At 40.6% G+C, this 12387-nt stretch carries 12 protein-coding genes and 1 pseudogene; 11 read left to right on the forward strand and 2 right to left on the reverse strand.

Annotation, left to right across the window (positions count from 1 at the left end; translation table 11 throughout):
• From hemB to IC612_RS01715, 7 genes and pseudogenes are all read left to right on the forward strand, one after another.
• Positions 1-993, forward strand: coding sequence for a porphobilinogen synthase (gene hemB / locus IC612_RS01685; protein WP_194738443.1), 993 nt, complete (start codon positions 1-3; stop codon positions 991-993).
• A 22-nt stretch (positions 994-1015) separates the two neighbouring features.
• Positions 1016-1741: pseudogene (gene lptB / locus IC612_RS01690) on the forward strand (LPS export ABC transporter ATP-binding protein); the annotation flags it as partial.
• Positions 1742-2188: 447 nt separating this feature from the next.
• Complete coding sequence (locus tag IC612_RS01695; protein WP_194738445.1) at positions 2189-3913, forward strand: ABC transporter ATP-binding protein; 1725 nt, start codon at positions 2189-2191, stop codon at positions 3911-3913.
• Positions 3913-4503, forward strand: coding sequence for a hypothetical protein (locus IC612_RS01700; RefSeq protein ID WP_194738446.1), 591 nt, complete (start codon positions 3913-3915; stop codon positions 4501-4503). The genes IC612_RS01695 and IC612_RS01700 overlap by 1 nt, the downstream gene beginning before the upstream one ends.
• A gap of 6 nt (positions 4504-4509) precedes the next feature.
• A complete protein-coding gene (locus IC612_RS01705) occupies positions 4510-5079 on the forward strand; it encodes a cob(I)yrinic acid a,c-diamide adenosyltransferase (protein WP_194738447.1) in 570 nt (189 codons plus the stop codon).
• On the forward strand, positions 5080-5730 hold the full coding sequence (locus IC612_RS01710) for a thiamine diphosphokinase (RefSeq protein ID WP_194738448.1): 651 nt from the start codon (positions 5080-5082) through the stop codon (positions 5728-5730). It begins immediately after the preceding gene.
• A 70-nt stretch (positions 5731-5800) separates the two neighbouring features.
• The gene (locus IC612_RS01715) at positions 5801-7192 is read left to right on the forward strand and encodes a type III PLP-dependent enzyme domain-containing protein (RefSeq protein WP_194738449.1); all 1392 of its coding nucleotides are present in this window, start codon (positions 5801-5803) and stop codon (positions 7190-7192) included.
• Positions 7193-7202: 10 nt separating this feature from the next.
• Here the strand turns inward: IC612_RS01715 and IC612_RS01720 are convergent, their stop codons facing one another.
• The gene (locus IC612_RS01720) at positions 7203-7865 is read right to left on the reverse strand and encodes an HAD family hydrolase (protein WP_194738450.1); all 663 of its coding nucleotides are present in this window, start codon (positions 7863-7865) and stop codon (positions 7203-7205) included.
• 67 nt (positions 7866-7932) lie between these two features.
• Here IC612_RS01720 and speB point away from each other — a divergent pair, with 67 nt between their 5' ends.
• Positions 7933-8787, forward strand: a complete 855-nt coding sequence (gene speB, locus IC612_RS01725) for an agmatinase (protein WP_194738451.1) — start codon at positions 7933-7935, stop codon at positions 8785-8787.
• 77 nt (positions 8788-8864) lie between these two features.
• Here speB and IC612_RS01730 read toward each other — a convergent pair whose 3' ends face one another.
• Positions 8865-10718: a CocE/NonD family hydrolase gene (locus IC612_RS01730; RefSeq protein WP_194738452.1), complete on the reverse strand. Its 1854-nt coding sequence runs from the start codon at positions 10716-10718 to the stop codon at positions 8865-8867.
• Between the two features lie 63 nt (positions 10719-10781).
• Here IC612_RS01730 and IC612_RS01735 point away from each other — a divergent pair, with 63 nt between their 5' ends.
• The 3 genes from IC612_RS01735 to IC612_RS01745 are packed head-to-tail and all read left to right on the forward strand — an operon-like array spanning position 10782 to position 12323.
• Positions 10782-11369, forward strand: a complete 588-nt coding sequence (locus tag IC612_RS01735; RefSeq protein WP_194738453.1) for an alpha-ketoglutarate-dependent dioxygenase AlkB family protein — start codon at positions 10782-10784, stop codon at positions 11367-11369.
• 59 nt (positions 11370-11428) lie between these two features.
• Entirely contained in the window at positions 11429-11896 is a 468-nt protein-coding gene (locus IC612_RS01740) for a BON domain-containing protein (protein ID WP_194738454.1), read from the forward strand.
• 7 nt (positions 11897-11903) lie between these two features.
• Positions 11904-12323 carry an SH3 domain-containing protein gene (locus tag IC612_RS01745; protein ID WP_194738455.1) on the forward strand — a complete coding sequence of 140 codons (420 nt, stop codon included), beginning with the start codon at positions 11904-11906 and terminating at the stop codon, positions 12321-12323.
• Positions 12324-12387 lie beyond the last annotated feature (64 nt).

Raw genomic sequence — 12387 nt, forward strand, 5'->3', positions numbered from 1 at the left:
ATGATTATTTATTCAAGAAATAGAAGATTACGTACTACTGCTGCACTGCGGAGTTTAGTACAAGAAACAACATTGAGTGTTAACGATTTGGTTATGCCAATGTTTGTAATGGAAGGAAAGGGCAGGGAAGAGCCAATTTTATCCATGCCAGGGATTTTCCGTCGCTCCCTAGATTTAACGGTGAAAGAATGTAAGGAATTGTATGCGTTGGGGGTTAAAGCAGTAAATCTGTACATGAAAGTGGACGAGAGTTTGAAAGATAATACAGGCAAAGAATCTTGGAATCCTGACGGACTCATGCAGCAATCAATCCGCGCAATAAAAGAGGCAGTGCCCGAAATGGTGGTAATGCCCGATGTAGCACTAGATCCATATTCCATATACGGACATGATGGAATTGTAGAAAACGGCAAAATCGCAAATGATGCAACCAACCATGCCTTAGCCCGTATGTCTGTTTCTCTGGCCGAGGCCGGAGCGGATATTGTAGCGCCGAGCGATATGATGGATGGAAGGGTAGCGGCAATCCGGACGGCATTGGAAGAAGACGGCTACCATGATGTTGGGATATTAAGCTATGCGGCAAAATATGCAAGTTCCTTTTATGGCCCCTTTCGAAGTGCATTGGACAGTGCTCCCAAAGATGGTGATAAGGTCCCTAGTGATAAAAAAACCTACCAGATGGACTTTCACAATGCGCGCGAGGCAATGGATGAAGTGCACAAAGACGTAGCGGAAGGTGCGGATATTATCATGATTAAGCCAGGACTACCGTATTTAGATATCGTACGCACAGTGCGTAGCGAGATTGACCTCCCTATTGCTGTGTATAATGTTAGTGGGGAATACAGTATGCTTAAGGCGGCTGCCGCCAACGGATGGTTGGATAACGATCTTGCTATAATGGAAAGCTTGACATGTATAAAACGCGCAGGAGCCGATATGATTTTCACATATGCAGCAAAAGAGGCTGCTATTATAATGGGAAAATAAGGTATGATTATACAAAAATAAAATGGTATTACGAGGAGAGAATTTAGTTAAAGAGTATGGCCCAAAGAAAGTAGTTAAAGGGGTTTCGGTAGAAGTTTCCCAAGGGGAAATTGTGGGTTTGCTCGGGCCCAATGGAGCAGGAAAAACTACTACATTCTATATGACGGTTGGACTTGTAAAACCTACCGAAGGCAAGATTTTTCTGGACAATAAGGATATTACCTCCGATGCCATGTACCGACGCGCACAGAAAGGTATAGGATACCTTGCCCAAGAAGCGTCCGTGTTTAGAAAACTATCTGTCGAACAGAATATAATGGGTGTTTTAGAACTTACCAAACTCGGCAAGAAACAGCAGCGTATCAAGTGTGATGAGCTAATTGAGGAATTTTCCCTTGAACATGTACGTCATAATCGTGGCGACCTGCTCTCTGGTGGGGAGCGGCGCCGTACAGAAATTGCCCGCTGTCTGGCCACTAGCCCTAGTTTCATTCTATTAGATGAACCTTTTGCAGGGGTGGATCCAATTGCAGTGGAAGATATTCAGAAAATTGTACGAAGCCTGACGCAAAAAAACATTGGGATTCTAATCACCGACCACAATGTCCAGCAAACTTTGGCCATTACCCACAAGACATATATTATGTTTGAGGGCCGAATTTTAAAGGAAGGTCTGCCTGCAGATCTTGCAAATGACCCACAGGTTCGCGAAGCATATTTGGGAGAGAATTTTGTTTATCAAAGTATAGATGACAAACCAAAGAAAAAAATTATGGGGTACCATATATGGGGAGGTAACTTTGACTCCAGGGAGAAACTCCAGGCCTATGTAGATGAATATTTCCAAGGGGAAGATAACCTACGCATATTTCATGGTTTCGAGGACATGAGTTTTGCTTCCTTGGCCAACTCTGAGATTGATTACATTTTTAAGAGTGTGGTAGATAAATCCCAATTCAATTCTTTCGTATTTCAGAAGCTACACGGTTCACATGGAATAGATCTTCAGGACTTTACTGCTAGGAGCATCGAATTACCCGATGAAGAACTAAGTTATATTACAATGCACACCTACGAAGGCTAAATAGCATTGTTTTTGCTTAGTGGTAATGCTATGACCAAACGTTTCAAAAGAACCCTCACAATTTTAGGGATCTATCGGCAGATACTTCCCTTTATAAAGCCTTATAGGCTAATGATATGGGGAACTTTAGTTCTGACTTTTTTGGGTGCATTGGCCGCGCAGGTAAATCCATTAGTATTAAAATACACCGTAGACGAAGTAGAGAAGCTTATCCGACTTCCTGATCCAATGAATCAGGGAATACATGTGTTGGTGGTAATCTCGGTAATACTTCTGGTTAAGGAACTCGCAAATATCTTTATAAACTTCGGTCAGAAATTTTACGGTGAGAAAATTCGTATCAATACAAGTTCCGTCCTTGCACAAAAAGCAATTGATCAGATTCTAACTTATCAAGTTTCCTATTTCACGGATGAAAACCATCAGAGTGGAAAGCTCCAGACCCGCATTGACCGAGGGATTGAAAGCCTCACTAGGTTGGTTCAAAATTTCTTCATAGATATTCTCCCGCTGTTTGCCAATGCTGCCATTGCACTGGTAGTCATGTATATGCAAAATGTATATGTAGGAATTGTTTCCACTGTAGTGGTTCCCGTGTATTTCTATGTAAGTTCCTTACAGGCGAAAAAATTAAGTGGAGTTAGAAGAAATTTGCGTAATCAGCGGGAAAAGAAAACATCCGGCCTCTTGAATCTGATTAATTCTATCATGGTCATTAAGAGTTTTGTACGCGAAAAGTTTGAAGGTACCAAGCAATATAATCTGCAAATGGACCTTATGGAAAGTCAGCTCTATACCAGAAGGACGAATTTTATCTATGATGGGTTAAAAACATTCATCGAGCAGTTTGGTGTAGTACTGGTGATCATTCTTACAGTATACTTGGTTTTAGACCAGCAAATGACTATAGGCGCTATTATGCTGCATATCATGCTTTTTGCAAATGTATCGGCGCCTATAAGGCAATTACATCGTATTTACGACGATATGAACGACGCAATTATTTACGCTGAAGGCTATTTTGACATTCTTAATGCGAAGGAGCAAGTGGAACCTAGTGGAGCCATAACTAAAGAAATTGAAGGGACATTTCAACTTTCTGATGTGAGCTTTTCTTATCCGGGAGGATCTCCGGCACTTGATAATGTGAATATGCGCATTGAGCAGGGAAAAACCACCGCCTTGGTGGGCCTAAGCGGGGCGGGGAAAAGTACCATAGTAAATTTACTATCAAAATTTTATGTTCCTACAGAGGGAAGTATTACCCTGGACGGAATAAACCTCCAGGACTATGAAAACCAAGCGCTACGAAAAGATATCGGTTTAGTACTGCAAAAGAACCATATATTTCAAGGTAGTATAGAGGATAATATTCGGTATGGCGACATGAATGCCACGTTTGAATCCGTGGTTGATGCTGCTAAAAAAGCGTATCTTCATGATCAGATTGAGGCACTCCCACTGCAGTATAAACACGATGCAACACAACTCTCTGGAGGTCAGCAACAGCGGATAGCTATTGCCAGGCTTTTCTTAAAAGATCCACCTGTTATATTTTTAGATGAGCCTACAGCAAGTCTAGATGCAATAGCTACAGAACAAATTAAGAATTCGTTAGACGCAATAAAGCGCGGCAGAACAGTTGTCATAATATCGCATTCCCTCTCGCAGATACTAGATGCGGACATTATTTTTGTAATGGAAAAAGGTAAAATGGTCGAAAAAGGAACCCACGATGAGCTTATTGCACGAGATGGAACTTATAAAAAAATCTTTGATGCCTCGGCCAGAAGTCTTAATTTAGAAAAATTAGTTAGTACCTATAAAGAAATTTAATGAAACAAATACTCAAGCATTTACTACCCATTACTCTAGCAGGTAGCATATTAGTTTCCTGTAATCAGGTCGAACAAAGCGTCCAGGAAGTTGTAGAAAGCACAAAAAGTACTGTACAGCAAAAAGTTAATGATCAAATTGGTAAAACTATTGAAGGCCAGATATCTAATATCTTATCGGCTAAGGATGCCTCGCTATCCGAACTATATCCTCAATTAACTACGCCCGAGTATCAAGACGTAATGGGGAAGCATATCGCACTGCCGACAGGAAAATCATATTATTATTTCAATTATCCTTCCTCTGACCACATGGAATTATTAAATGTGTTAAGCGAGGGAAGAGAGCAAAATAAGGCTGTAGTGAAAAAACTTGAGGGCAGCTCCGTTCTTTCACAACTTGAAGTTTTAGGTAAGTGGATTCCGGGGAATTACATTGACGTTGATAGCTTGAAACAAAGGGTTCAGCAAGGAAGGTTGGATTTCTATCAAGTAAAAACAACGGGAAGCAATAGTACACTCATTTTTGATAAGCAGAGCAAATCTGTACTACATATCGTAAATGCAGCATCAACTTCTAGAGTCCAATAACCTTATATGAAAATTTATACAAAAACCGGTGATCAAGGCCAAACTGGGCTGTACGGCGGAGAGAGAGTCTCTAAAGCGGATTTACGTGTGGAGGTGTATGGCACCGTCGATGAGTTAAACGCGCAGGTTGCAGTAGCATTATGTGAAGAGCTGGAGCAAGAAAAAATAATGCAGTTAAGCACCATACAGTTCAATCTATTTACGTTGGGCTCTGAAGTAGCAACACCTACAGACAAACTTTATCTAGCAAGCGGTAAACCTCGACTTTCTCTGGTTATCCAGCAGCAGGATATTGAGCAGTTGGAACAGTGGATGGATCAAATGGAAGAATTCCTGGATCCCCTTAAATATTTTATTCTTCCGGGAGGTGGTCGAGCTTCTTCCTTATTGCATGTATGTCGAACGGTGACGCGCAGAGCAGAGCGTCATCTGGTAGCATTGGCCCAGAACGAACAGGTGCGCGCAGAGCTTTTGGTTTATTTAAACCGCTTGTCCGATTATTTCTTTGTGCTATCCCGTTATGTAGCTAAAACACAGGGGAAACAAGAGGCCGTTTGGAACCCTAATAGCAGATAGATGAACAGCGAAGTCAACGCTCTGCTTTTTATAAATGGTACTGCACCAGGTGAGCTCCCCAAACTAGAGGGCTATAATATTGTGGCTTGTACAGACGGCGCATTCCATTATGTGAAGGATTTAGGTTTGGATCCCAACAGACTAACGTTTATATCTGGGGATTTTGATTCCCACACTCCAGACGACTCCATACTTTATAGCGAAAAATACATACCTACTCCCGATCAGAACTTCACCGATTTTTATAAAGCTCTTGAAATCCTTCATCTTCAAGGTGCTACCCATGTGGATGTATATGGGGGGAGTGGAGGGGAGATGGACCATTTTCTTGGAAACATCCATGTTGCACATCAGTTTAAGCACCGCCTAGAACTAGTTTTCTACGATAAGTTTGCAAAATATTTCTTTCTGCCCAATTCTTCTGTTATCATAACTACGCCCGGACAGCTGGTATCGTTGTATCCCTACCCCATCGCAAGGCAGGTCATTACTAAGGGTCTTAAATGGAGTTTAAAAGGAGACACACTTGATATAACACGTCGGATAGGTACCAGAAATGTAGCGGTAGCTGATGAGATTGAAATTAGCTACTCGGAAGGGGATCTACTACTCTTTATAGGTCGATTGGATCAGAGTAATGATAGTCTTTAATGATTTGTACTGCAATAGTCATTCTTTTTTTGCAATTTTGCAGTCACCAATTTAAGACCCCACTTTGTAAATGAAAATAAAGTACTCAGAACTTATTGACCAGACACTCTATTTTCCTACTGAGGAATTTAATGTATCTGAAAATAGCCTTTTATTTCACGACATTCCTTTAATGGAGGTCATTGAAAAATTTGGAACACCCTTAAAAATAAGTTACCTGCCAAAGATTTCCCACAATATTCAGAGGGCAAAAGGTTGGTTTAGAGAAGCATTCGAAAAGCACGAGTACAACGGGTCATACCGTTACTGTTACTGTACGAAGTCCAGTCATTTTAACTTTGTATTGGAAGAGGCACTGAAAAACGATATTTCAATTGAAACTTCATCTGCCTATGATATGGACATTGTCAAGGCGTTGTATGATAAAGGAAAAACCGATAAGACTATCGAGGTAATTTGTAACGGATTTAAAACCGATGACTATTTACAAAAGATCTCAGAGATGATTAATAAGGGGTTTTCAAATATTACCCCTATTTTAGATAATTATCGGGAGCTGGATAAGCTGACTGAAAGTATAGATTCCACATTTAATATAGGTATTCGGATCGCTTCTGAGGAAGAACCAAAATTTGAGTTTTATACCTCAAGGTTGGGAATTGGTTATAAAGACATTATTCCATACTATTCGCAAAAGATTGCAGAACATCCGAATGCACGGTTAAAAATGCTTCATTTCTTTATCAATACGGGTATAAAGGATACGGCATACTATTGGAATGAGCTCTATAAATGTTTACGTGTATATGCGCGGTTGAAGAAGATCGCACCGGAGGTTGATTCATTAAATATTGGAGGAGGTTTTCCAATTAAAACTTCTCTTAATTTTGACTACGACTACCAATACATGGTGGAGGAAATTGTTTCTCAGATCAAGAAATTTTGTGAAGAGGAAGGGGTTGACGAGCCAAATATTTACACCGAGTTCGGTAGTTTTACCGTAGGGGAGAGTGGAGCCAACGTATATAAAGTGATTTCTCAAAAACGGCAGAATGATAGGGAAAAATGGAATATGATCGATTCTTCCTTTATGACGACTTTGCCTGATACATGGGCTATTTCTCGACACTTTATAATGCTTCCCATAAACCGTTGGGATGATACCTACGAACGTGTATTTCTAGGAGGACTAACTTGCGATTCTGATGATTATTACAATTCCGAACAGCACACCAATGCTATTTATTTACCGGTTTTCAGTGATACAAAGCCACTTTATATTGGTTTCTTCCATACCGGCGCCTATCAAGAGACTATAAGCGGATACGGTGGTGTACACCACTGTCTTATGCCTCAGCCGAGACATATTTTGATAGACAAAGACGAAAATGGCGAATTTCATTATGAAATCTTTAGAGAGCAGCAAGAGCCCGAGGACATACTGAAACTACTTGGTTATTAGAACTGTTTTTTCATTTCATTAAGCGATTAATTCTATCGGGGGTTAGCTCCAACAACTGATCTACTAATACATCGGCTTGAGAATAATCTTGTCCCACCGAATTAGGGCTCTTAAATGCAGCACAGAAAATCCCTGCGCGTTTTGCAGCAATGATGCCATTGGTTGAGTCTTCAATTACCATGCAGTTCTGTGTGCTTTGCTCAAGTGATTCAGCTGCTAAAAGAAAGATTTCAGGATGGGGCTTGGATTCCTTTAGATCAGCCCCACTTATAGTAGACTTGAAATAATCTTGCAGGTTAAATTTATCCAGAACCCATTGTATAGTGTTCCTGTGCGCAGAGGAAGCCACCGCCATTCTGATTCCCTGCGAACGGTAAAGTTCAACTAACGAGTCAACTCCCTCTAAAAGTCCAAAATCACTGTCCGTATCAAAATAATGCTTGAAATATTTACGTTTTATAGACGCTAGATCTTTCCAATGAAGGTCAAGTCCAAACAGATCAATAATACGCTGACAAACCTTTTGGGTAGAATTACCTGTAAAGGTTTCGTACAGGGAATCATTTACCTCTATGCCTAAATCTTTAAAGAGATGGAAGTAGGCTTTGCGGTGCAAGGGTTCTGTATCTACGATTACACCATCCATGTCGAATAGTACGGCTTTTAAAGGCATAGGTTTTTGTCAAAAATAAGGATTTTAAATTCTTATCTTTGCTAATAGAAAAATTAAAACGCTCTATATGATTACATACGCAGGGATTCCTGAAGAAAATGCATTATTAGAAAATTCCAAAGTTATGCTGTTGACTGTACCGTACGATGGTACTAGTACTTGGGGGAAAGGCGCAGATAAAGGTCCTGCTTTATTCTTAGATGCATCGGAAAATATGGAGTTGTACGATATTGAAACAGGCACTGAGCCGTATTTGCATGGTGTGTGGATGGCAGGAGAGGTTTTGGAAAAAAGCAGTCCAGAAGCTATGACGCAGGCAGTGTATGAGAAGACCTCAGAGTTGCTTAAAAATGAAGGCAAACTCTTTACCTTGTTTGGAGGAGAACATTCCGTATCCATTGGGTCGATCCGTGCGGTTGGCGAAAAATTTGAAAATCTTACTGTCCTGCAGTTGGACGCTCATACAGACCTGCGGCCTGAATTCCATGGCTCCACTTCCAACCATGCGTGCGCAGTCTATGAAGCAAGCCAGAAACATAATTTGGTGCAGGTGGGTATCCGTTCAATGGATGCGGAAGAAATGCAGTTTGTACCCAAGGACCAATGTTTTTGGGCACATGAAATACACAACAATCCTAACTGGATAGACGATGTTTTGGATAAGGTTTCTGGAAATGTGTACATCACTATAGATCTAGATGCGTTCGATCCCTCCATTGCTCCGTCGACAGGTACGCCTGAGCCTGGTGGATTGGCTTGGTACCCAACACTTCAACTTTTAGAAAAAGTATTCAGGAAATGCAATGTGGTAGCATTTGATATTGTAGAATTAATGGACAGCCCCTATTCCAAACCGACTGCATTTTTGGCCGCTAAACTCTACTATAAAATGCTGGCTTACTACCACCAACAGGAAAGATAGCAAGACTTTTATAAAAAAGAGGAAAGCTCTACCAAAAAGGCAGAGCTTTCGTGTATTAGGTAGGCCGCGTGGCGTACCTACTGTGAGACATTAAATTCCAGGTAAGAATCACCATGGATCTTGATAAAAGCTTTCGTGTAATCCGATTTTTCTGCCTTGTTTACATTGGCCACATACTTTTGTGGATTCACTGTAAAAAGTGGAAACCAGGTACTGGATATTTGTACTTGTATTCTGTGCCCTTTCTTAAAGGTGTGAAGCACGTCTTGCAATTTTACAGGTACCGTTGTTTTTGTATGTGGGGTCATGGGTATAGGACTCGCACGGTTTTCCCGAAAACGTGCAGGCATGATTTCACTACGAACCATTTGATGGTAGTTACCATATAAGACCGATTCTTTTTTCTCCTTAGGTTCATAGTCTAAAGGGTACACGTCAATTAGCTTCACGATAAAGTCTGCATCACTGGCAGAGGTTTCCGCATTCAACATAGCGTTTAGCTCCCCCGTGATGGTGAGGTCGTTTTCTAGAATGTCACTCGTAAATGTAAGAACATCAGGTCTGCCTACCGCAAATCTTTGATCTTCTGTCATGTAGCTTCTCGGAGTAAAGCCATTAAAGGATTGTAGATTAGCGGAACTTAGTACAGGATTGTTGGGGTCGCTAAAATATTCACTAAACCCTTGGCTTGCGGTGCTCTTAAGTTGCCCCTCATGGAAATATATTCTTGTTTTTTCAACATTGGAGGGTGGATAAGTCGAGAAATGTTCCCATTGATTTTTGCCCGTGTCAAAAAGGACTGCTTCTGCAAGATTTAACTCTTTCAAGGTGCCGGGTTTCAAGTGGTAGGTGAAAAAAGGAGTTTCAATTTGCTTTTGGTAATAAGTTGCTATACTGTCTCCAAAGTAAATATCATTATGGAAAGTTTTTCCTGATTCTCTTCCCCATCCGCCATGGGCAAAAGGACCCATGACCAGACTGTTCTTGGCCTTCGGACTTGTCCTTTCTATCGTTTTATATATATTTAATGGTCCGGCGAGATCTTCCGCATCAAACCAACCTCCCACAGTAAGAACCGCATGTTTTATACCCTTAAGATGAGGCAGAAGGTTTCTTTCTTGCCAGTACTGGTCGTAATTGGGATGGTCCATTATTTCTCGCATGAAAAAATTATCTTGATAGTACTTTTCGAATCCCTCTTTGAGGGTACCCATTTCCCGGTAAAAAGCTAAACCATCTTTAGAAGTGATAGGAACCATCTTATCTGTATACCACGCCTTGGATTCGGGTTTGGTCTTATGAACGCCAAATACCGGAAAGGTTCTGAAGTACCCCAGCATAAAGCGACCGTTGTGGAGGAAATCATCGTTCCAAAAGTCAGAGATTGGCGCCTGTGGAGAAGACGCTACCAATGCAGGATGCCCGGACAACGTACCAACGGCGGCGTAAAAACCAGGGTACGAGGTTCCGTACTGTCCTACCTTTCCGCTATTGTATTGAATGTTTTTTAGTAACCATTCGATTGTGTCAAAAGTATCGGTGCTTTCATCAACGGTCCTTTTATTGGTAGTAGAAATCTGGGGAGTCATGTTAGTGAAGGTACCCTCGCTCATGTATCTGCCTCTAACGTCTTGGTATACAAAAATGTATTTATCGTCCATTAAGTACTTATTGGGACCCAGAGATCGGCGGTAGTTGTTTTCTCCATAAGGGGCGACACTGTAGCAGGTCCGTTGCATTAGAAAAGGATATTTATTGTTTTTTGAGGCATCCTTTGGTATATAGATTGATGTAAAGAGTTTAGTGCCGTCCCGCATGGGGATATAAACTTCTTCTTTAAGGTAATTTTCTTTCACGAAATCTGTTTCAGTAGGTTGTTGACTGAAAAGAGTTTGTGAAAATAGCACAAGGATTAGCAAAACATGTTTCATGGTCATTAAGATTTTTGTAGGATAAAAGTACTCCATAATTGTACCTTAACCAAATTGTTGAATATGGAAAAAGCGCAGAAGTTGGTTGATTTTGATGGTGAAGTGCATTACTACGAGCAGTTTATTGCAGAATCCAGAGCTGAGATGCTCTTTAATTACTTAGAAAATAATGTGCTTTGGACTAACGAAAAAGTGCGCATGTTTGGCAAGCTCTTAGAACTAAGGAGGAAAACTGCGTGGTTTTCTTTAAATGGAGACAATTACAAATATTCTGGAGTTGAACATATAGCGCAGAAGTTAGATTATAAGTTAGAGAACCTTCGTAGCGAGGTTGAGCGTGTTACCGCCAGTACATTCAATAGTTATTTATTGAATTACTACCATGATGAAAAGGACTATATGGGACTACACAAGGACAATGAGACTAGTATGCAGAAAGGAAGTGCGATCGCTTCAGTTTCTTTGGGAGCAGCAAGGACTTTTATAATGGTTCATCAAACCTCGCAGATACAACTACAACAGGTTTTAAGTCCTGGAAGTCTTTTGGTTATGAAAGGTGCTTTTCAAAGATTTTGGAAGCACGGAATTTTAAAAGAATTAAATCCTAAGGGACCGAGAATTAATATCACGTTCCGTCTTAGGAAAGAATAGCAATTTGAACGCTTATTTATTGTAAATTTGAGAAAACCATTAAATCTAAATATTATATTATGAAAAAATCTGTAATGATTGCCGCATTGGCTATGGTAGTTTCTTTTGGATCTATCTCGTGTAAGAAAAAAGTGACAGACGCAGACTTGCAGACGCAAGCTACCACTGTAGTCACGTCAAATCCCAACGCCACTGTGGAAGTTAAAGACGGTGTAGCCCATTTGTCAGGCACCTTTGAAGACCAAGCATCTAAGGATGCGATGATTGCATCATTAAAAGCTATACCAGGGATCAAAGAAGTCATGGACATGTCTACAGTGGCCGCTCCAGTAGAAATTAATAGTGTTGATACTGTTGCACTTCAAAAGGTACAGGATGCAGTGAAGGACTTTCCTTCTGTAAAAGCTGAGGTAATTAATGGAGAGGTAGTGCTTACCGGTACTGTATCTTCTCTACAGGCAAGAAAAATAAAGGAATCGGTTGATGCCTTAACAATACCATATACCAATAACATAGTAGTAAAATAATCAGGTTATGAGTGAATTACAAAACAAATATGCGAGCGTGATAGCAGCGGCTCAATCTTCGGCGATTGACCAGCTTCAAGTAAATGAGCAAAATGGAGTACTGTATATTACAGGTAATGCAGTTTCTAGTGATGCTAAAGATGCTGTATGGAATGCATTGGGAATGATTGATGCCACCTATACGGCAAATGACATTAATATTGATGTTCAGATTACAGGCATTACTCCGGGAACCAACCTGGTAGTAAATACTGAATCTTCTAATCTTAACGTAAGGGAAGAACCGTCTACTGACGCGCCAGTTATAGGAAAAGCCGCAAAAGGAGAACTAGTGACCCTTGTGGAACAAAGTTCACAAGACTGGTGGAGGATTAAGACTTCAGAAGGAGTGGAAGGATTTGCATATGCACGCTACCTAAAAGTGTAAGAATTCAAATTGCTAATTAATCTTGTAAAACTCTGTCGATCCCGGCAGAGTTTTTTTATTGTGT

It is taken from the genome of Planobacterium oryzisoli, assembly GCF_015354315.1.
In the GTDB taxonomy this organism is placed as follows: domain Bacteria; phylum Bacteroidota; class Bacteroidia; order Flavobacteriales; family Weeksellaceae; genus Planobacterium_A; species Planobacterium_A oryzisoli.

Bases quoted from the DNA above. Each gene is read 5' to 3' on its own strand.
- hemB (WP_194738443.1), top strand. From the start codon at position 1: ATGATTATTTATTCAAGAAATAGAAGATTACGTACTACTGCTGCACTG.
- IC612_RS01695 (WP_194738445.1), top strand. From the start codon at position 2,189: ATGATATGGGGAACTTTAGTTCTGACTTTTTTGGGTGCATTGGCCGCG.
- IC612_RS01700 (WP_194738446.1), top strand. From the start codon at position 3,913: ATGAAACAAATACTCAAGCATTTACTACCCATTACTCTAGCAGGTAGC.
- IC612_RS01705 (WP_194738447.1), top strand. From the start codon at position 4,510: ATGAAAATTTATACAAAAACCGGTGATCAAGGCCAAACTGGGCTGTAC.
- IC612_RS01710 (WP_194738448.1), top strand. From the start codon at position 5,080: ATGAACAGCGAAGTCAACGCTCTGCTTTTTATAAATGGTACTGCACCA.
- IC612_RS01715 (WP_194738449.1), top strand. From the start codon at position 5,801: ATGAAAATAAAGTACTCAGAACTTATTGACCAGACACTCTATTTTCCT.
- IC612_RS01720 (WP_194738450.1), bottom strand. From the start codon at position 7,865: ATGCCTTTAAAAGCCGTACTATTCGACATGGATGGTGTAATCGTAGAT.
- speB (WP_194738451.1), top strand. From the start codon at position 7,933: ATGATTACATACGCAGGGATTCCTGAAGAAAATGCATTATTAGAAAAT.
- IC612_RS01730 (WP_194738452.1), bottom strand. From the start codon at position 10,718: ATGAAACATGTTTTGCTAATCCTTGTGCTATTTTCACAAACTCTTTTC.
- IC612_RS01735 (WP_194738453.1), top strand. From the start codon at position 10,782: ATGGAAAAAGCGCAGAAGTTGGTTGATTTTGATGGTGAAGTGCATTAC.
- IC612_RS01740 (WP_194738454.1), top strand. From the start codon at position 11,429: ATGAAAAAATCTGTAATGATTGCCGCATTGGCTATGGTAGTTTCTTTT.
- IC612_RS01745 (WP_194738455.1), top strand. From the start codon at position 11,904: ATGAGTGAATTACAAAACAAATATGCGAGCGTGATAGCAGCGGCTCAA.